Origin of the sequence: Exiguobacterium sp. s143 (assembly GCF_018618895.1) — a bacterium.
In the GTDB taxonomy this organism is placed as follows: domain Bacteria; phylum Bacillota; class Bacilli; order Exiguobacteriales; family Exiguobacteriaceae; genus Exiguobacterium_A; species Exiguobacterium_A abrahamii.
In genome coordinates this window covers 1101464-1122192 of the sequence record NZ_JACSMX010000001.1, presented here as the reverse complement: position 1 = coordinate 1122192, position 20729 = coordinate 1101464, and the positions used below count along the sequence as shown (strand labels likewise).

Below are 20729 nucleotides of genomic sequence, written 5' to 3'. Positions count from 1 at the left end.
GGTGCAATGAACGGGTGGTGGATCGAAAGGACCGATCAGGAAGTGAACGTAAGCTGGCAATCATGTCGAACAGGCGCCGTCCTCCACGTGGAAGAGCGAACAATTCCGAATGGAGCTGGGTTTTCCTTCGTAGCATTTCTAACCACATTATTCGTGTTGTCGGTTCGCCGGCAACGCCTTTTTTTTGTTTTCTGGAGGTTTTTCGAGCCGGTCGCTTGCCAGGATAGAATCTCCTTGCTACAATGCGAATAAGGAAAATTACTTTAATTCATATCCGATTACTCGGAATTAACTGGTGAGATGGAGGACGACAAGGCATGACAGTACGTTTTATGGATGTTTTCACAGAATGGGCATCAACGTATGACGAGACAGTAACCGGACACGATCCGGAATATAAAGAGGTCTTTCGTCGATACGATGAGATTTTGGATACAGTAGCGGATAAAGCGCAGTCGCCGGTCATTGAATTCGGAGCAGGCACAGGGAACCTGACACAACGTCTTCTGGCACGTCACGACGCCGTACTCGCCGTCGAACCAAGTCCGGAGATGCGGGCAATCCTGACGGAAAAGATTCCGTCGCTTGCTGTACAGGACGGTCACTTCCTCTCGTTCGAAGCGAAGGAAGTAAGCAGTTTTGTTTCGACGTATGCGTTTCATCATTTAACAGATGAGGAAAAGGGAGAAGCAATCGAACTGATGGCATCACATTTACCGGCAGACGGAAAAATCGTCTACGCGGATACGATGTTCGTCTCAGAAGAGGCACGCCTGCAAACGATTCGTGAAGCACGTGCTCAAGGGTTCGACGCGTTAGCGGAAGATCTCGAACGCGAGTTCTACCCGTTGATTCCAGTTATGGAAGAATTGTTTACAGTACGGGGATTCACTGTTAAATTTATACAATACAATCACTTCGTCTGGCTCGTAGAAGCCGAGAAAATGGGGGAATAAATCATGGCACTTCAAAAAATGAACGTCGAAAGCTTTAACCTGGATCATACGAAAGTCAAAGCACCTTATATCCGCGTCGCGGGTTATAAAGAAGGTAAAGTCGACCAAGTCGTCAAATACGATATCCGTTTTACGCAACCAAACGTTGAGCAAATGCCGATGCGTGCGATGCACACACTCGAGCACTTACTTGCTGAAAACATCCGTAACTACTCGGATGATGTCATCGATGTCTCGCCGATGGGATGCCAAACAGGTTTCTACATGGCGATGATGAATTTCGACTCGGTCGAAAAAATGAGCGAACTCGTTGAGAAGACGTTGAAAGACGTCCTCGCAGCAGAAGAGATTCCAGCGCAAAACGAAGTCCAATGTGGATTTGCGAGCGCACATGACCTCAAAGGAGCGAAGCACTATGCCGAGAAAATGCTTGCCGGTCGTGATGAATGGGACATCGTCTTCGGATGATCGCGAACAACGTCCGCGACCTCGTCGGAAACACACCACTCTACGAGATCACTTCATTCGATTTGCCTGCTGGTACGCGCATTTTGGCGAAGCTCGAATGGATGAACCCTGGGGGCAGCGTCAAAGACCGCCTTGGCATTCAACTCGTTGATGCAGCAATCGAAAACGGACATGTGACACCAGGCGGTACGATCATCGAGCCGACAGCTGGGAATACCGGCATCGGCTTGGCGCTCGCCGCTAAGAAATACGATCTCAAAGTCATCTGTGTCGTTCCGGAAAAATTCAGTCAGGAAAAACAGACGTTGATGCGGGCACTCGGCGCAACCGTCGTCAACACGCCGACTGAACTCGATATGCAAGGGGCTATCGACCGGGCAAAAGAACTCGGTCAGGAAATTCCGAACAGTTACGTTCCGTTACAATTCGAAAACGAAGAGAACCCAGTCACGTATCAGCGGACACTCGGTCCTGAGCTGATTGCGGACTTGCCGCACATCGACTGGTTCGTTGCCGGTTGTGGTTCAGGTGGTACGTTCGCCGGAACAGCGGACTTCTTAAAACAACGTCTCGGTACAAAAGCAGCAATCGTCGAACCGGAAGGCTCCGTCTTAAATGGTGGTCCAGCCGGTCCGCATAAGACAGAAGGTATCGGTACAGCAAAATGGCCAAGTCTCGTTCCGCGTGAACTCGTCGACGAGATTCATACGATTTCTGACCGTGATGCATTTGACGCAGTTCATACACTCGCTGCTCGCGAAGGATTACTCGTTGGTAGTTCAGCAGGTGCAGCGCTTGTTGCTGCGCTTGATATCGCGAAGCGTCACCCCGGCAGTACGATCGTCACCGTCTTCGCAGACAGTGCCGAACGCTACTTGAGCCAACAAATCTTTGAAAAGGTGGACGAAACTCATGCGTAAGAAGACAGCATTGATTCATGGAGGAACAGGTGTCGACCGGGCAACAGGAGCCGTCACACCTCCGATCTATCAAACAAGCACATACAAGCAGGATAAAATCGGTCAACTCAAGGACGGATATGAATATTCACGGACAGCGAACCCAACACGGACGAGCATCGAACGATTGATTGCGGATCTCGAAGGTGGCGCACGTGGTTTTGCGTTCGGTTCTGGGATGGCAGCGATCCATGCCGTCTTCCACTTGCTTGAGTCTGGCGACCACATCGTCATGACGGATGACGTCTACGGTGGTACGTTCCGCTTGATGCAACGCGTCTTACCGAAGTTCAACATCGAAGTGACATTCGTCGATACGACGGACCTTGCGGCGACGGAAGCAGCGATCCAAGACAACACGAAGATCGTCTACGTCGAAACACCGACGAACCCGTTGTTGAAAGTTACGGATATCGCAGCGATTGCAACGATTGCCAAACGTCACGATCTTAAACTCGTCGTCGACAACACGTTCGCGACACCGTATCATCAACAACCACTCGCACTCGGTGCAGATATCGTCTTGCACAGTGCGACGAAATACATCGGCGGACACTCGGACGTCGTCGCTGGACTTGTCGTCGTCAAAGATGATGCGCTCGGCGAAGAGCTGCACTTCATCCAAAACTCGACAGGCGGCGTGCTTGGACCGCAAGACAGCTTCTTGCTCGTCCGTGGTCTTCGTACACTCGGTATCCGAATGGATGCGATCGAAGAGACAGCACATGATCTCGTTGCGTTCCTACAAGCGCAAGACATCGTCTCGAACATCTTCTACCCAGGACTTGCATCGCATCCTGGTCACGACATCCAAGCGAAACAAGCGACTGGATTTGGTGGGATGATCAGCTTTGATGTCGGTTCAGCAGCGAACGCAGAAAAACTCGTCGAGGCGACACACTTCTTCACACTCGCTGAGAGTCTTGGTGCCGTCGAGAGTCTGATTTCGGTGCCGGCACGGATGACGCATGCGTCAATCCCAGCAGAACGTCGGGCAGAACTCGGCATCACAGACGGTCTCGTTCGGATTTCAGTTGGACTTGAAGACGCAGAAGATTTGAAAGAAGACTTAACACGTGCTTTCACGTTCCTCGAAAAAGTTTCTGAAAAAACTGTTTGACAACAAAAATAACCCCTGCTAATATTCAGAATATATTCTACAAACTTAATACCGAAACTCTTATCGAGAGTGGTGGAGGGACTGGCCCGATGAAACCCGGCAACCGCGGATCTAATCCGAAGTGGTGCTAATTCCAGCAGACAAAAGTCTGGGAGATGAGAGCAAATGGTTTTGTGTACTGAAAAGTGCGCGCGTTTGCTCTAAAACGCGCGCACTTTTTTTATTTTAGGAGGGACAGTTGTGATTCGTTTACAAGACGTAGGAAAGATTTATCGCTCAAAGCGCGGAGCGGTCGAAGCCGTCGCGAATGTCGATCTGACAATCGAGCGCGGTGAAATTTTTGGAATAATCGGTTATTCCGGAGCAGGGAAATCGACCCTGATCCGATTGCTGAATATGCTCGAAGCACCAACTAGTGGTTCGATCCAAATCGATGGTGTTGAGATGACATCACTGAAACCAAAAGAATTACGAGGCGTCCGCAAGAATGTCTCGATGGTCTTTCAGCACTTCAACTTACTATGGTCACGGACGGTTGAAGAGAACATCATGTTCCCACTCGAGCTCGGTGGCTTCCCGAAAGCACACCGCAAGGAACGGGTCGCGGAACTGATCCAACTCGTTGGTTTGGACGGACGCGAAAAAGCCTATCCGTCACAATTATCGGGTGGTCAAAAACAACGTGTCGGTATCGCTCGGGCACTGGCATCGAACCCGGACGTTCTCTTATGTGACGAGGCAACAAGTGCACTCGATCCGAAGACGACGGATTCAATCCTTGAGTTACTCGTCGACATCAATGAAAAACTGAAACTGACGATCGTCTTGATCACACACGAGATGCACGTCATTCAAAAAATCTGTCACCGGGTCGCCGTCATGGAAGCCGGTAAAATCGTCGAGCAAGGACCGGTCGCAGAAGTCTTCCGTCATCCGAAGCAAGCGATGACGAAGGAGTTCGTCAAACAATTGACGTCGCCTTCGGAAAACGAGTTGACGTTCGCGAAACTACGCGAACGGTACCCAACCGGAAAAATCGTTCAGTTGACGTTCGTCGGATCGACAGCGGAAAGCCCGATCCTCGCGGAAGTCATGAAGGATTCACCGGTCCTGTTCAACATCATCGGCGGAAACGTCGGTCAATCACAGGAAGGGGCACTCGGTACACTGTTCATTCAGTTGATCGGGGAAACAGAAGCAACACAAGCGGTCATCACGAAGCTTCAAGCCAGTGATGTTGAAGTGGAGGTGGATCACCGATGATTTCATTCTTTGACAACCTAGATTGGGACATGGTGTGGGAAGCGACAGGCAGTACCGTCTATATGACGGCAATCGCTGGGGTTTCGACATTCGTTCTCGGTTTGATCATTGGTTTACTATTGTATGCGACAAACGAAGAGTTATTGTTCAAGAATCGGGCGTTCTATTCAGTGTTGAGCTTGATCGTCAACGTCTTCCGTTCGATTCCGTTCATCATCTTACTGATCTTATTGATTCCATTTACGACAGCGATCGTCGGTTCGTTCCTCGGACCAACGGCAGCATTACCGGCACTGATTTTCGGTGCTGCACCATTTTACGGTCGGATGGTTGAACTCGCGTTACGCGAAGTCGATAAAGGTGTCATCGAGGCAGCTGAATCGATGGGGGCGACGAAGTTCCAAATCATCTATAAAGTCTTAATCCCGGAAGCGTTGCCTGCCATCGTTTCTGGTATCACGGTCACACTCGTCTCACTTGTCGGTTATACGGCAATGGCCGGAGTAGTCGGCGGAGGTGGACTTGGGGACATGGCCTTCATCGAAGGATTCCAGCGTTCTCAAAACGATGTCATCGTCATTGCGACACTCTTAATCTTAGCGATCGTCTTCGTCATCCAAATCATTGGTGACTTGCTGATCCGAGCAATCGATAAACGTTAATTCAAAACTTAATCATATTGGAGGAATCATTCATGAAAGTTTGGAAAAAATTCGTAGGTACTGCCGCTGTATCCGTTTTAGCAATCAGCCTTGCTGCATGTGGCGAAAAATCATCAGGATCAGGTAGCGACGACAAAACACTTGTCATCGGTGCTTCAAACGTACCGCACGCTGAGATTCTTGAGCACGTTAAAAAAGAATACGAAGCAAAAGGTTACAAGCTTGAAATCCAGAAGTTCCAAGATTACGTACTTCCGAATAAAGCACTCGCAGCGAAAGAAATCGATGCGAACTACTTCCAGCACGTACCGTATCTTGAGCAACAAGAGAAAGAAAACAAATCATATAAGTTCGCGAACGCAGGTGGCGTTCACGTTGAACCACTCGGTATCTACTCGAAGAAATACAAGTCACTCGATAAGTTACCAAACGGTGCAACGATCTTAACGAGCTCAAACGTCGCAGAACGAGGTCGTGTCTTGACGTTTCTTCAAAACGAAGGATTGATCAAACTCAAAGACGGTAAAACGACAGATGCACAACTCGGTGATATCGCGGAGAACCCGAAGAAACTCAAGTTCAAAACGAACATCGAAGCATCACTTCTTCCGCAAGCTTACAAAAACAATGAAGGCGACGCCGTCCTCATCAACACGAACTATGCGATCGATAACGGTCTGAACCCATTGAAAGACGCAATTGCATCAGAAGATGAGTCGTCACCATACGTCAACATCATCGTTACACGTGATGGCGATGAAAAAGACAAGCGTGTCACAGCACTTCTTGACGTTCTGCACGAAAAGAAAAACCAAGATTGGATCCTCGACAAGTACAAAGGTGCTGTCGTTCCAGTCAGCAAATAAGTTCACCGAAGCCGGCATCCTTCCTATATAATGGAAGGATGCTTTTCATTTGTCTGAAACAGGGGTTAGGGGGAATCATATGCAACGCATACGTCAACTGCATCCGTTGACACTCGGGGTCTTGTTCGGGACGTTTTTCTCGCGTCTCGGAACGTTCATCACGATGCCGTTCTTCGCCATCTACATGACGACCGTCCTGAAGTTTGATCCGGTCGATGTCGGCTGGGTCCTCAGTATTTCGGCGATCGCCAGTCTCGTCATGAGCTTCATCGGTGGTACTTTGTCAGACCGTTATGGACGGCGGACGATGATGCTTGCCGGAACGATTGGGTTCGCGGTCGTCTTCATCGCGCTGGCACAAGTCGAGACGTTCTGGGCATTCTTTACGCTCAGTGCCTTGAACGGGGTCTGTCGCTCAATCTTCGAGCCATCTGCTCGTGCCTTGATCAGTGATACGACGGATGAAGCGAACCGGTTGTTCGTCTTCAATATCCGTTACGCGATGATCAACATCGCAGCAGCGATCGGACCGGGAATCGCTTTACTGCTGAGTGCAGGGAACACGTCCGCGACGTTTTACATCACGGCGTTCGTCTATATCGTGTACGGGGTGATGATTGGTATCTTATTCAAACGCCATCCGATCACCGAGACGCATGGTGGGAAAAAGGTCTCGTTTGGAGCAACGGTTCGTCTGTTGCGGACGGATATCGCCTTTACGCTGGCACTCGCCGGTATCATCTTCGGCGTCTTTGGCTACAGCCAGTTCAACTCGACCTTGCCACAGTTCTTGACGGAGACGTCACTGCTTGAAGGCGGGAAGACACTCTATGCAATCTTAATCACGATCAATGCGATCACCGTCTTGATCGTGCAGTATCCGATCATGAAGTTTGGTGTCAAGACGTCACCGCTCGTCTCAATCACGACCGGGATTGCGACTGTTGCGATCGGATTGTTCATCATGGGAAATGCGAACGCGATCTGGTTGATGATCGTCGCGATGTTCATCTTCACGTGCGGGGAAGTCATGATGTTCACGATGACCGACATCTTGACCGATCGGTTCGCGAAGCCAGAATTACGGGGCAGTTATTTCGGAGCGATGGGCTTGACGTCGATCGGACAATCAATCGGTCCGATTGTCGGAGGACATTTGTTAAGTTTATATGGAGCGGACCGTCCGTTACCGATTTTCGGGATATTAGCGGGCTTGACATTATTCGGAATACCACTGCTCTTACTGTCACAACGGATTCATCGGGCTTCGACGATCGAGGAACTCGAGGAACCGGTGAAATTTTCGAATGATTCTCAACAAAACGCATGATTTTGAGAAAAATCAGCGAGCGATGACGCTTGAATAATACGCGATGTTTCTTTAAGATTAGAATGATACTAAATTAGTAACGCTCGTGTTCTGAATCGTCAGTCACGAAATGAATAGATGGAGGGATTCTAACATGAAGGCTTCACACTTGAAGATTGAAGATCTACACGTCGCGATCGACGGCAAGGAAATCTTGAAAGGCGTCAACTTGGAAATCAAAGGCGGGGAAATCCACGCGGTCATGGGACCAAACGGGACAGGTAAATCAACACTCGCATCAGCATTGATGGGTCACCCATCGTATGAAGTGACATCTGGTTCAGTCACACTCGACGGCGAAGACGTCCTCGACATGGAAGTTGATGAGCGCGCACAAGCGGGTATGTTCCTCGCAATGCAGTACCCAAGCGAAATCAGTGGTGTCACGAACTCAGACTTCCTTCGTTCAGCGATCAACTCGCGTCGTGAAGAAGGCGATGAAATCTCACTCATGAAGTTCATCCGTGAGCTTGATTCACAAATGGGTCTTCTCGAGATGCCTTCAGAAATGGCACACCGTTACCTCAACGAAGGTTTCTCTGGTGGAGAAAAGAAACGTAACGAAATTCTTCAGATGATGATGCTTAAACCAGCGATCGCGATTCTTGATGAAATCGATTCAGGTCTTGATATCGATGCACTGAAAGTCGTCGCAAAAGGTGTCAACGAAATGCGTTCACCTGAATTCGGTTGCTTGATCATCACGCACTACCAACGTCTCTTGAACTATATCGAGCCAGACTTCATCCACATCATGATGGGCGGAAAAATCGTCATGTCTGGTGGTAAAGAACTCGCACACCGTCTCGAAGCAGAAGGTTATGACTGGGTTAAAAAAGAACTCGGCATCGAAGACGTCGAAATCGAAACAAAAGCGTAAGACGAGGGAGGAAGCATGATGACTGTAGAACTGAATCTTGCAGTAAATCGCGAGGCAGTGGCAGAACGTGCGACTCGCTTAGGGGAACCATCTTGGATGGTCGCAAAGCGTCAAGACGCGCTTGATCTTGCCCCAACGCTCGCATTGCCAAAAGTAGAAAAAATCAAGATCGAAGGCTGGAACTTTACAGAAGGTACGACGGAACTCGAAACCGTCACTGGTCTTTCTTCAGATATCGAAGCATTGATCGGCGAGAACCGTGATCACATGCTCGTCACGCGTAACGGACAACTCGTTCACGCGCAAAACAGTGAAGCGGCGAACGGCGTCATCTTCACGACGCTCGAAGACGCATTAAAACAACACCCGGAACTCGTCGAGAAGTACTTCATGACGGAAGGCGTTCAAGTTAACGAAGATCGTCTTGCGGCATTAAACGCAGCACTTCGTAACGGCGGTACGTTCCTTTATGTACCAAAAGGCGTTAAGCTTTCTGTACCGATGCAAGCGATCTACACGCTTGAGCAATCAGGCGCAGCGCTTTACCATCACGCGATCATCGTCGCAGACGCCGACAGCGAATTAACGTATATCGAAAACTTCGTTTCTTACGGTGACGAAGCGCATAACGTCAACGTCGTCACAGAAGTCTTCGTTGAAGACAACGCAAAAGTCCTCTTCGGTGGTGTCGATACGTTATCGAAAGGTGCCATCACGTATATGAACCGTCGTGGTGTCGTCAAACAAGGCGCGAAGCTTGAATGGGCACTCGGTCACATGAATGACGGTCACACGGTCACAGAAACAAAAACACACCTCGTCGGAAACGATTCGTTCTCAGATACGAAAGCCGTTACGGTCGGTCGTGGAGAGCAAAAACAAAACTTCAATGTCCGGACGGACCACTTCGGTAAAGGATCAGAAGGTTTCATCTTGATCCACGGTGTCCAGAAAGATTCAGCAACATCTATCTTCAACGGAACGTCGATGATCCATCACGGCGCTTCGAAATCAAACGGCGTTCAAACGGAACGTGTCCTCATGTTGTCTGAAAAGGCACGTGGTGATGCGAACCCAATCCTCTTGATCGATGAGGATGACGTCATGGCAGGACACGCGGCATCTGTCGGTCGTGTCGATGAACTACAACTCTACTACTTGATGAGCCGTGGCCTTTCACGGAAGGAAGCAGAACGCCTCGTCGTTCACGGATTCCTCCAGCCAGTCGTCTCGGAACTTGCGATTGACTCGGTGAAAGAACGTCTCGTTCAAGTCATCGAAGGGAAAGTAAACTAATATGGGAATCGATGCATCCATCCGCAATCAGTTTCCGATCCTCGACCAACAGGTCAACGACCGGAAACTCGTCTATCTCGATAGTGCGGCCTCTTCGCAGAAGCCGCTCGTCGTCATCAATGCGATTGACGACTACTATAAGACGATTCATTCGAATGTGCACCGTGGCGTCCATACGCTCGGAACACGAGCGACGGATGCGTACGAAGGTGCGCGTGAGAACGTTCGTCGTTTCATCCAGGCGCAACACCATGAAGAAATTATCTTTACCCGCGGCACGACGACGGCAATCAACATCGTCGCGTCTAGCTACGGCATGGAGCATGTCGAAGAAGGCGACGAGATCGTCGTCACGTACCTCGAACACCATGCGAATCTCATTCCGTGGCAACAAGTCGCTAAACGCAAAAAAGCGAAGTTAAAATACGTTGATTTGACAGCGGATGGTCGCGTGACGGTCGAAGCGGTCGAAGCACAACTGTCTGACCGGACGAAGATCGTCGCTATGGCACACGTCTCGAACGTTCTCGGTACAATCAATCCGATCAAAGAAGTCGCTCGTCTTGCGCACGCTCGTGGTGCCGTCATGGTCGTCGATGCTGCGCAAAGTGCACCACACCAACGGATTAATGTCACGGATCTCGACTGTGACTTCCTCGCTTTCTCCGCACACAAGATGTGTGGTCCGACAGGCGTTGGTGTTCTTTACGGGAAAAAGGCATTACTCAATGCGATGGAACCGGTTGAATTCGGTGGTGAGATGATTGATTACGTTGGTCTTGAAGAGTCGACGTTCAAACCGTCTCCATATCGTTTCGAAGCGGGTACACCGATTATCGCAGGTGCCGTTGGTTTATCGGCAGCGATTGATTTCTTAGAAGAGATTGGTCTAGAGAACGTCGAAGCACACGAACGTGAACTCGCGCAGTACGCGATGGCACAAATGCGTGACATCGACGGACTCACGATTTACGGTCCGGAAGAACGCGTTGGACTCGTCACGTTCAATCTCGGTGATGTCCATGCACATGACGTCGCAACCGTCCTTGATATGCAGGGAATCGCGGTTCGCGCCGGTCACCATTGTGCACAGCCCCTGATGCGTTGGCTCGGAGCGAGCTCGACGGCTCGCGCTAGCTTCTATCTCTACAACACGAAAGAAGAGGTTGACGCACTCGTGACAGGACTTCGCCAAACGAAGGAGTATTTCAGTCATGGATTTTAACAATCTCGATCACTTGTATCGTCAAGTGATCATGGATCACTATAAAACTCCCCGAAATCGCGGTGCGATCGAGGGGGGCGTCACGATCGACATGAACAATCCGACGTGCGGCGATACGATTCGTCTCCAGCTCGCGATTGAAGACGATGTCGTCCGTGATGCGAAATTTGACGGGGAGGGCTGCTCGATCAGCATGGCGTCTGCTTCAATGATGACGCAACTCGTCAAAGGTAAGACTATCGAAGAAGCCTTACGACTCGCGGATATCTTTTCGGACATGGTCCAAGGAAAAGACTATGACGACGAATCGTTCGACCTCGGGGACGTCGAGGCACTCTCGGGTGTCACGAAATTCCCGGCACGGATCAAATGTGCGACACTTGCCTGGAAGGCGCTCGAACGCGGCGTAGAAGAAGGGAAGTAAACTTCGGTCACAAGCAAGTAAGAGGAGGAAATGAACATGGCAAAGAACATGCCGGAAATTGGCGATTATAAATATGGTTTCCACGATCGCGATATCTCGATCTTCCGTTCTGGACGTGGCTTGACGACTGAAGTCGTCGAAACGATCTCGAAAATGAAGGAAGAACCACAATGGATGCTTGATTTCCGTTTGAAATCACTTAAGATCTTCAACGAACAAGCGATGCCAGCGTGGGGTGGCGATCTCTCAGAATTGAACTTCGACGACATCACGTACTACGTCAAGCCGTCGGAACGTGCAGAGAAATCATGGGATGAAGTACCAGAAGAAATCAAACGTACGTTTGACAAACTCGGTATCCCAGAAGCAGAGCAAAAATACTTGGCAGGTGTCTCGGCTCAGTACGAGTCAGAAGTTGTCTACCACAACATGAAAGAAGACCTCGAAGAAATCGGTGTCGTCTTCAAAGATACAGATACAGCGTTAAAAGAGAACGAAGATATCTTCCGTGAGTACTTCGGAAAATTAATCCCGCCAACAGACAACAAGTTCGCAGCTTTGAACACAGCGGTCTGGTCAGGTGGATCGTTCATCTACGTACCAAAAGGTGTTAAAGTCGACACGCCGCTTCAAGCCTACTTCCGGATCAACTCGGAAAACATGGGTCAATTCGAGCGGACGTTGATCATCGTTGATGACGAAGCATCGGTTCACTACGTCGAAGGATGTACAGCACCGGTCTACACGACGAACTCGCTTCACTCAGCGGTCGTTGAGATCTTCATCAACAAAAACGCTTACTGCCGTTACACGACGATCCAAAACTGGGCGAACAACGTCTACAACCTCGTTACGAAGCGTGCGATCTGTGAAGCTGGCGCAACGATGGAATGGGTCGATGGTAACATCGGTTCGAAACTGACGATGAAATACCCAGCCGTCATCCTCAAAGGTGAAGGTTCACGTGGTATGACATTGTCAATCGCAATCGCTGGTAAAGGTCAACACCAAGATGCGGGTGCGAAGATGATTCACTTAGCACCGAACACATCGTCGACGATCGTCTCGAAGTCGATCTCAAAACACGGTGGTAAAGTCACGTACCGCGGTATCGTTCACTTTGGACGTAAAGCGACAGGTGCACGTTCGAACATCGAATGTGATACGCTCATCATGGATAACCAATCGACGTCGGATACGATTCCGTACAACGAAATCCTCAATGATAACATTTCGCTCGAGCACGAAGCGAAAGTCTCGAAGGTCTCGGAAGAGCAATTGTTCTACCTCATGAGCCGCGGGATCTCACAAGAGGAAGCAACGGAAATGATCGTCATGGGCTTCATCGAGCCATTCACGAAAGAACTTCCAATGGAATATGCGGTCGAAATGAACCGTCTCATCAAGTTCGAGATGGAAGGTTCAATCGGATAATTCGTCTTACTCTCTCATCTACGGATGAGGGAGTTTTTTTCATGAAATGGTTATTCGGGTAAAGAGTGAAAAAGGAGGGATTACTATGCGTGACATCGTCTATTCCTTTCAAGTCTCGCTCGACGGTTATATCGAAGATGCGTCAGGTAGGATCGATTTCGCTTCACCGGACGCGGAATTACATCAGTATTTCAATGACTACGAGAAAGCGTTCGATACTCATGTCTATGGACGTCGTTTGTACGAGATGATGCAATACTGGGAGACAGCGGATCAGGAAGACGAGCCGATTGTCGTTGAGTATGCGAAAACCTGGCAATCGCTTGAGAAGGTCGTCTTCTCGCGGACGCTTGATTCCGTCACAAGAAATGCGCGTCTAGCGAATCAGTCGCTTGCCGAGGAACTTCAAGCACTAAAAGCATTGCCTGGAAAACAGATTGCGATCGGTGGGGCGACGCTTGCTTCTGAAGCAATTGAGCTTGGACTCGTCGATCGCTATCATGTCGTGATCTACCCCGTTCTGCTCGGTAGTGGAAAACGGATGTTTCCGGTATTTGATCAACCACAGACGCTACGGTTAGTCGAAACACGCGTCTTTGCTTCCGGATGTATCGCGTTATCTTACGAAAAAATCTAGTCTTCACAAAAAAGAGTCTCTTATTTCAAAAGGGATTCTTTCAGATTAAAGACAAAGTGCAATTTTTCTCTAAAGAGAAGGATCGCGCTTTTTTTGTTCATCTCGAATCGTTTTCCTGGGACAAAGCATCACGTCGCTTCGCTTCGCTGCAGGGTCGCTCTTGCTTGTTTTTTCCCTAGGAAGCGATTTCGAGCGAACAAAAACACTTCTCTCTTTTTTCTTCAAGCTATTAAGAACAGAAAAGCAGTATGACATTTTAGCAGATGTGTATAAGACGAATCCTCATTTCAAAATAGATTCTTTTTCGTTACATCCGATAAAATTTGGATATTATCATTTAATTTGGACGAAAATAGATTATAATAACTTTTGTGAAAAAATCTATAAACATGATTAAGGTGTGAAAAAATGAAATTTTATCAAGAAATTCCTGTCATTCGATCAATTGCGGCAATCATGGTCGTCGCTGTCCATGTCATCGCCGGTCTTTACCATTCGAAAGGGGAATTCGAAAATGAAGCGATTGGTTACATCGATCAATTTTCCCGGATTGGTACGCCGATCTTTGCCATCATCAGTGCGTTTCTGTTGATGTCGATGGTCCAGCGCAAAGGATTTGATTTTGGAACATTCGTCAAGTCCCGTTTCTCTAAAATTTTCATTCCTTATTTGATTTGGAGCACGATTTACCTCGTGTATCGTTATCATGTAGAAGATAGTCTAAAGCCGGGTATGCCACTATCGGATTACTTCCTTTATGGAACGGCAAACTTCCATCTGTACTTCATTTTGACGGTGCTTCAGTTTTATGTCGTATTTCCGGTACTTGCACGACTTAAGAAAGGAACATTGCTACTTGTCGCGACAGTGGTGTCGATGGGTGTCAACTACTTCTGGCTGACTTCAGGAAGCTTAACGACGGACATCGAGTTTCTGGATCGACTCGTCAATAGCCGCTCCTTCTTACTTAACTGGATTGCCTATTTCATGATGGGGATTACATACGCCGTCTATTATGAAGAGATTCAGCAGATTTTAAAACGTCATCGGACGATCTTATTGCTGATCAGTGGATTGATCATCCTTGATATTTGGGTCAGCATCGATTTAGAGCGGACGTACACGTCGACGAATCTCTCGAATCTGGTCTACATCCCGTTCGTTCTCGTCGTCTTGAACTATGTCTTCCGCCGTGTCCAGACGGATGCGACAGCGATGCGCATCTTCCAGACGATCGGAACACATTCGATGGGCATTTACCTAATTCACCCGCTCGTCATTCGCGGAATCGGTCGGACGGATCTCTTCGCTTACTTCGACTCTGCGAGTATGTTCATTTGTGCGATGATCGTCACGCTTGCGGCTTCGATTTCTGTCTCTTATGTGATCAGTCTATTGCCGTACGGAAACTATATCGTTCCGGTTCCAAAACGAAGAGCTCCTGCTCCGAAAATCGTCGAGGCACAGTCTACTGCTTCATGATGAGAACGGTGACTAGGCATCCTTTTCCTTCCTGCATGAGTAGGGAGGGGAGGGATGTCTTTTTTCTGAAAAAAGAGTGTTTGCTTAGGAAGCATCGAAGAAGAAATCCCGGATTCTGCTATGCTATGATGAATAGGTAGAATAGAACACACGAGGGGGAAGAGAGCATGATATATATCGGTGTCACGGGCTGGGGAGATCATGATAGTCTCTACTTGACCCCGCAAGATCGTAAAGAGAAACTGGCTGCCTATGCCGGTCATTTTCCAGCGGTCGAGGTCGACTCGACATTCTATGCGATTCAACCGGAACGAAACTATGAAAAATGGGTATCCGAGACGCCGGATGGATTTCGCTTCATCGTCAAGGTTCACCGCGCGATGAGTGGGCACGACCGGGACAACAAAGATCCGCTCGGACCGATTTTTGAACAATATATCGCGTCGATCGAACCGATGCGAAAGAGTGGAAAGATTGCGGCAATCCTCGTGCAGTTGCCGCCCTGGTTCGATGTCAGCAAAATGCACTTGGAATATTTGCAAACAATCCGAAAATCACTTGCCGGACTGCCGGTCGCGATCGAGTTCCGAAATCCATCGTGGTATTCGGAAGCTTATCGTGAGCGAACGCTCCGTTTTCTGAAGGAACATCAGTTCATTCATACGATTTGTGACGAACCGCAGACGGAAGATGGTTCCGTACCATTCGTACCGGTCGTGACGCAGGAGACGGCATTCATCCGCCTCCACGGACGAAATAAAGCCGGTTGGTTAAAGAAACCCGGTCAAAGCAGCGAAGATTGGCGAAAAGTCCGCTGTCTCTACCGGTATTCGGAAGACGAGCTACAAGAACTCGCAAGTCACGTCCGCGACGTTGCAGCGGAAGCAAAGGATGTCTATGTCTTTTTTAATAACAACTCAGCAGGAGATGCTGCCCCGAATGCGAAACGATTAATCGAGATTCTCGATCTCGACTATGAACTCGCGCCGCGACAAATCTCTTTGTTCTAAATCATCAAGGGGGGCTTCTGCATGAAGTTACACATCATTCACTATAATGATTTGCACTCACACTTCGATATGTGGCCTCGCTACATGTCCTTCGTCAAGGAACACCGGACGTACGATTCGCTCGTTTTTGATCTCGGCGATCATGCGGACCGTGTGGATCCAGCGACGGAAGCAACAAAAGGAAAAATCAATACGCATTTATTGAATGCGTTGATGCCGACCGCAGTGACGATCGGGAACAATGAAGGCATCACGTTTCCACATGACTGGTTAGCGAATCTCTACATGGAAGCGGACTTTCCGGTCCTCGTCTCGAATTTAGAAGCGCCGTTTGCCGAACAAGGTGTCATTCACGAATTACCGACTGGCAAAGTCGGCGTCTTTGGTCTGACGGCACCGTATATTGAACTATACGGTTTACTTGGTTGGACGATCGAAGAACCGTTTGACGTCGCAGCGCGTGAAATCGAGCGTTTGCGCCAAGAAGTCGACGTCTTGATTTGCTTAAGTCACCTCGGTTTCTATCAAGACGAAGAACTGGCGATGCGTTTTCCGGAACTTGATTTGATCATCGGTGCGCATACGCATCATGTCCTTGATGACGGTGTCGTTAAGAATGGTGTCTTGATCACGCAAGCGGGAAAACATGGACAATATGCAGGTGAGATCTACATGAATACGGATACGGGTGAGAAGGAAGCGGTCCTTCACTCCTTGCACGATTACGTCGAGGACGAAGCGACGGCGAAATTGCTCGACCGGGAACAATATCTCGCGGAACAACAGATGAAGGAACCGATTGGCGAGACATCGGGTCTAGCCAATGATTGGTTCAGCGAGTCGCCATTCTCACAATTGCTTGTCGAGACGATGCGCGACTGGTGTGATGCGGATATCGCTTGTGTCCCGGCAGGCATTCTGCTTGGGTCACTTCCACCAGGTCCTGTCTCTGCCTTTGATTTACATCGACTCTGCCCGCACCCGATCAATCCCTGTAAGGTGACGATGACCGGTGTGGAAGTCCAAACCTTCCTCGACGAAGTCAAGACAGATCAGTTTGAACAACTAAAGGTTCGGGGTCTCGGTTTCCGTGGTAAGTTAATGGGACGGATGCATTATGCTGGTTTGACAGCACATCAACCGCTTGAGCCAACGCGAAACTATACGGTCGTCTTGCCGGATATGTTCACATTCGGTCCACTCTTCCCAGCAATCAAAGAAATGCCAAAAGAATATTTCATGCCGGAATTGTTACGGGATTTGTTGTTCAAACGCTTATCGGAGAAGTCGGAATATAATGAATTGCCTGTTCGCAAACCCTGATTGTTTGTTATACTAAAGCAGACATTAATTGACTTTTTGGGGATGAAGGGGGAAGCGAAACCATGGGACGCGGAGAAATCCAACGTAAACCGGAATGGTTGAAAATCAAGCTGAATACGAATGAAACCTACACAGAATTAAAAAGTATGATGCGCGAGAAAAAGCTACATACTGTCTGTGAGGAAGCAAAGTGTCCGAATATCCACGAGTGTTGGGCGGTACGCCGGACGGCGACGTTCATGATTCTTGGAAGTATCTGTACACGTGCGTGCCGTTTTTGCGCCGTGACGACAGGACGTCCAAACGAACTCGATCTCGAAGAACCAAAACGTGTCGCGGAATCCGTTCGTTTGATGAACCTGAAGCACGCGGTCATCACAGCGGTTGCTCGTGACGATCTGAATGATTTCGGAGCAGGCGTTTACGCTGAAACTGTCCGTGAAGTGCGTCGGATGAACCCAGAGACATCAATCGAAGTCTTGCCTTCAGATATGGGCGGGAACTTTGAGGCATTGAAAACGCTGATCGATGCACAACCAGACATCATGAACCACAACATCGAGACGGTCCGCCGTCTGACGCCGACCGTTCGTGCGAAAGCAACTTACGACCGGACGCTTGAATTCCTTCGTCGTTCGAAGGAACTCGCACCTGAAATTCCAACGAAGTCGAGCTTGATGCTTGGTCTTGGTGAGACATGGGAAGAGATTCTTGAAACGATGGATGATCTTCGCGCAAATAACGTCGACATCATGACGATCGGTCAGTATCTCCAACCGACGAAAAAACACCTCGACGTCATCAAATACTATACACCACAAGAGTTCGCTGAACTGAAGCAAATCGCCCTCAGCAAAGGGTTCTCGCACTGTGAGGCAGGTCCACTCGTTCGTTCGTCGTATCACGCGGATGAGCAAGTCAACGCAGCGAAAAAGAATAAAACAGCACTTCCGATCGACTAATGATCAAAAACCGTTCGAGCAGTTGCTCGGACGGTTTTTCGTCTGCCAGGCGAAATGGAATATGCTATGATAAGAACAGCAGGAGGTGGGAATAATGATACAAGTCAATCGGGAACGTTATGAGGTCGTCGAAGAGAAGCGCGAAGGTTTTAATGAGGAAGCCTTCATCGGTCGTTTTAGCGACGTCCTTGAGAAATATGATTATATCGTGGGAGACTGGGGGCACGGTCAATTACGGCTACGTGGCTTCTATGAGGATCAACACGAGAAAGCGACATTCGATACGAAGATTTCGCATGTGGCGGATTATCTCTACGAATACTGTAACTTCGGATGTGCCTACTTCATCGTCAAGAAGATCGGATTGGTAGAAGGAGAAGAAGTACCACCTCGCTTCGACGGTTCTTCATCCAATACGTTGAAGTTGAAACGGAAGTTCGCACCTGCACCAGAGAAGACGGAAAGCGAGTAATCAAACTGTCATACAGAAAAGCGTTTCCAATGGAAGGAATTCGGCTATTACTATAAGTATCATGTATCTATAGGGGGAACCATCCATGCGAATCGTTGGAATTTACTCATCCGTACCAGAAGTCGTCAGTGCCGTGCACGATCTCCGTGTTGCCGGTGTCGTCTCGACTGATTTAAAAGTCTTAGCACACGACAAATACGATCTCGAACAAATCGAGGAATTGGCGGATTTGAACAACCAACAGACATCTACGCGTCTGTCACAGGAAGATCATCGTAATCTCTGGCAGGAAATCAAGAGTATCTTCAAAAAGGATGATACGGCTTCTCATGGCGACGCGATTCATGGAAGTGGCTTGACGAAGGAAGACGTCGATCGTGCAAATCATGCGGTCGAAAGCGGTCAATTCGTATTACTCGTCGGTGATGAAGCAGACCAGCATTCAGAGCGTCGTGCCCATGACGAGTCAGACAATACGAACGTCTTCAGCGGACCGAACACACTAAATGAACGAAACGATCGTCTCTTATAAGAAAAAGCCTTCGTCCACGGACGAAGGCTTTTTTCATAGACCGATATAAGCACGCAGGTACATCTCAAGTTCCGTTGCCGCATCGTCTTCGACGTCAAACGCCGTCGCGATGTAGCCAGGTTCATCAAAATCATCCGCACCGATGATCGCAAAGCGATTCGATAAGAGATTCAAGACGAGAATCTTACCGTAAAAATGCTCCGAGTGGGTGATGGCGAGATCAAACCGACTGGCTTCTCCAATCCAACTGACGAAGCGTGTCTTCGTTTGTTCGACATCATCATATAAAAAATCACGTTCTTCCATCATTCAGCTTCCCTCATTTCCCTAACATCTGTTTCAGATTAAAGGGTTTGGGGGACTTTTTGCAAGTATGGTTTACGCGATAAGCTATGCTCGGCGATGACTTTTCGAATCGTCCGTGTCTTCGAACGCATGACGAGGGATGTCGTCTCAACGATATCATCCGTCAAGAACTTGACGCCATCGAGCATTTCGCCTGTCGTGACGCCGGTCGCGGCAAAGATACAGTCGTCGCTTTTGATAAGGTCATCAAGCGTCAAGAGTTGAAGCGGATCTTCAAGTCCCATCCGGATGACACGAGCGGTTTCTTCCTCGTTCATCGGATGTAAGCGTGCCTGCATGTCGCCGCCCATTGCTTTAACGGCAGCAGCCGTGATGACACCTTCAGGAGCACCGCCTGTACCGATGAAGATATCGATTCCTGTCGCAGGAGAGAGTGGTGCGATTCCAGCCGAGACGTCGCCGTCTTCAAACAGACGAACCCGTGCGCCCATCCGCATCGCGGCTTCGCGGAAGTGATCGTGACGTGGGCGGTCTTGCATAATGACAGTGACATCCTCAATCCGTTTATTGTTGTATTGAGCTGCCTTTTCAATGATGACTTCAAGTGGATCGTCGAGAGAGACGTGCCCCTTCAAGTTCGGTCCAACCGTTAATTTATCCATATACATATCCGGTGCGTGGAGCAGGGCACCTTGATCGGCGACGGCGATGACGACCATCGCATTACCGAGACCTTTGGCAACGATGTTCGTACCTTCGAGCGGGTCGACGGCGATGTCAACGATTGGACCGTTTGCTGTTCCGACACGTTCGCCGATGAAGAGCATCGGTGCTTCGTCGAGCTCACCTTCACCGATGACGACCGTTCCGTTCATGTTGACCGTGTTCAAGACTTCGCGCATCGCAGTCGTTGCTGCATCATCCGCTTCATTTTTCTTACCGCGACCAATCCATTGAGCAGAAGCTAGTGCTGCTGCTTCCGTAGCGCGTACGATTTCCAGTGCGAGTTCCCGTTCCATGTATATAACCTCCACGTCACAAATGTGACATACTATTTTCAGCAAAAATCTAAATTGAGGATAA

At 48.9% G+C, this 20729-nt stretch carries 22 protein-coding genes and 1 riboswitch; of the genes, 20 read left to right on the top strand and 2 right to left on the bottom strand.

The window, feature by feature from the left end:
- Positions 1–317 precede the first annotated feature (317 nt).
- The 20 genes from KNQ03_RS05995 (at position 318) to KNQ03_RS05900 (ending at position 19340) form a co-directional block, all read left to right on the top strand.
- Positions 318–956, top strand: coding sequence for a class I SAM-dependent methyltransferase (locus KNQ03_RS05995; RefSeq protein WP_214723865.1), 639 nt, complete (start codon positions 318–320; stop codon positions 954–956).
- Between the two features lie 3 nt (positions 957–959).
- Positions 960–1424 (top strand): S-ribosylhomocysteine lyase, encoded by a 465-nt coding sequence (locus tag KNQ03_RS05990; RefSeq protein ID WP_023469165.1) that lies wholly within the window; start codon positions 960–962, stop codon positions 1422–1424.
- On the top strand, positions 1421–2344 hold the full coding sequence (locus KNQ03_RS05985; RefSeq protein ID WP_149428156.1) for a PLP-dependent cysteine synthase family protein: 924 nt from the start codon (positions 1421–1423) through the stop codon (positions 2342–2344). The genes KNQ03_RS05990 and KNQ03_RS05985 overlap by 4 nt, the downstream gene beginning before the upstream one ends.
- Positions 2337–3503, top strand: a complete 1167-nt coding sequence (locus KNQ03_RS05980; RefSeq protein ID WP_149427756.1) for a bifunctional cystathionine gamma-lyase/homocysteine desulfhydrase — start codon at positions 2337–2339, stop codon at positions 3501–3503. The genes KNQ03_RS05985 and KNQ03_RS05980 overlap by 8 nt, the downstream gene beginning before the upstream one ends.
- Before the next feature lie 57 nt (positions 3504–3560).
- Positions 3561–3665, top strand: a riboswitch (SAM riboswitch).
- A gap of 78 nt (positions 3666–3743) precedes the next feature.
- Positions 3744–4766 (top strand): methionine ABC transporter ATP-binding protein, encoded by a 1023-nt coding sequence (locus KNQ03_RS05975; RefSeq protein ID WP_023469162.1) that lies wholly within the window; start codon positions 3744–3746, stop codon positions 4764–4766.
- Positions 4763–5428 carry a methionine ABC transporter permease gene (locus tag KNQ03_RS05970; protein ID WP_064299452.1) on the top strand — a complete coding sequence of 222 codons (666 nt, stop codon included), beginning with the start codon at positions 4763–4765 and terminating at the stop codon, positions 5426–5428. The genes KNQ03_RS05975 and KNQ03_RS05970 overlap by 4 nt, the downstream gene beginning before the upstream one ends.
- Before the next feature lie 32 nt (positions 5429–5460).
- A complete protein-coding gene (locus KNQ03_RS05965) occupies positions 5461–6294 on the top strand; it encodes a MetQ/NlpA family ABC transporter substrate-binding protein (RefSeq protein WP_214723863.1) in 834 nt (277 codons plus the stop codon).
- Between the two features lie 79 nt (positions 6295–6373).
- Entirely contained in the window at positions 6374–7624 is a 1251-nt protein-coding gene (locus KNQ03_RS05960) for an MDR family MFS transporter (RefSeq protein ID WP_214723861.1), read from the top strand.
- 133 nt (positions 7625–7757) lie between these two features.
- Positions 7758–8543, top strand: coding sequence for a Fe-S cluster assembly ATPase SufC (gene sufC / locus KNQ03_RS05955; protein ID WP_023469158.1), 786 nt, complete (start codon positions 7758–7760; stop codon positions 8541–8543).
- A gap of 18 nt (positions 8544–8561) precedes the next feature.
- Positions 8562–9839: a Fe-S cluster assembly protein SufD gene (sufD, locus tag KNQ03_RS05950; protein WP_047393415.1), complete on the top strand. Its 1278-nt coding sequence runs from the start codon at positions 8562–8564 to the stop codon at positions 9837–9839.
- Between the two features lies 1 nt (position 9840).
- On the top strand, positions 9841–11064 hold the full coding sequence (locus KNQ03_RS05945) for a cysteine desulfurase (protein WP_035396382.1): 1224 nt from the start codon (positions 9841–9843) through the stop codon (positions 11062–11064).
- The gene (gene sufU / locus KNQ03_RS05940; RefSeq protein WP_023469155.1) at positions 11054–11488 is read left to right on the top strand and encodes a Fe-S cluster assembly sulfur transfer protein SufU; all 435 of its coding nucleotides are present in this window, start codon (positions 11054–11056) and stop codon (positions 11486–11488) included. The genes KNQ03_RS05945 and sufU overlap by 11 nt, the downstream gene beginning before the upstream one ends.
- 36 nt (positions 11489–11524) lie before the next feature.
- Positions 11525–12922, top strand: coding sequence for a Fe-S cluster assembly protein SufB (gene sufB, locus KNQ03_RS05935; RefSeq protein WP_023469154.1), 1398 nt, complete (start codon positions 11525–11527; stop codon positions 12920–12922).
- Positions 12923–13007: 85 nt separating this feature from the next.
- Positions 13008–13559 (top strand): dihydrofolate reductase family protein, encoded by a 552-nt coding sequence (locus tag KNQ03_RS05930; protein WP_214723859.1) that lies wholly within the window; start codon positions 13008–13010, stop codon positions 13557–13559.
- Positions 13560–13967: 408 nt separating this feature from the next.
- Entirely contained in the window at positions 13968–15041 is a 1074-nt protein-coding gene (locus KNQ03_RS05925; RefSeq protein WP_214723857.1) for an acyltransferase, read from the top strand.
- A 167-nt stretch (positions 15042–15208) separates the two neighbouring features.
- Positions 15209–16051, top strand: coding sequence for a DUF72 domain-containing protein (locus tag KNQ03_RS05920; RefSeq protein WP_214723855.1), 843 nt, complete (start codon positions 15209–15211; stop codon positions 16049–16051).
- Positions 16052–16072: 21 nt separating this feature from the next.
- Complete coding sequence (locus tag KNQ03_RS05915; protein ID WP_214723853.1) at positions 16073–17374, top strand: bifunctional metallophosphatase/5'-nucleotidase; 1302 nt, start codon at positions 16073–16075, stop codon at positions 17372–17374.
- A gap of 62 nt (positions 17375–17436) precedes the next feature.
- Positions 17437–18336 (top strand): lipoyl synthase, encoded by a 900-nt coding sequence (gene lipA, locus KNQ03_RS05910; protein WP_023469150.1) that lies wholly within the window; start codon positions 17437–17439, stop codon positions 18334–18336.
- A gap of 94 nt (positions 18337–18430) precedes the next feature.
- Positions 18431–18808, top strand: a complete 378-nt coding sequence (locus tag KNQ03_RS05905) for a YutD family protein (protein ID WP_133207650.1) — start codon at positions 18431–18433, stop codon at positions 18806–18808.
- 85 nt (positions 18809–18893) lie between these two features.
- The gene (locus tag KNQ03_RS05900; protein WP_029342422.1) at positions 18894–19340 is read left to right on the top strand and encodes a general stress protein; all 447 of its coding nucleotides are present in this window, start codon (positions 18894–18896) and stop codon (positions 19338–19340) included.
- Between the two features lie 33 nt (positions 19341–19373).
- Here KNQ03_RS05900 and KNQ03_RS05895 read toward each other — a convergent pair whose 3' ends face one another.
- Both KNQ03_RS05895 and glpX read right to left on the bottom strand, forming a co-directional pair.
- Complete coding sequence (locus KNQ03_RS05895) at positions 19374–19649, bottom strand: DUF3055 domain-containing protein (protein WP_034786088.1); 276 nt, start codon at positions 19647–19649, stop codon at positions 19374–19376.
- 35 nt (positions 19650–19684) lie between these two features.
- Complete coding sequence (gene glpX, locus KNQ03_RS05890; protein WP_029342420.1) at positions 19685–20665, bottom strand: class II fructose-bisphosphatase; 981 nt, start codon at positions 20663–20665, stop codon at positions 19685–19687.
- Positions 20666–20729: the final 64 nt, after the last annotated feature.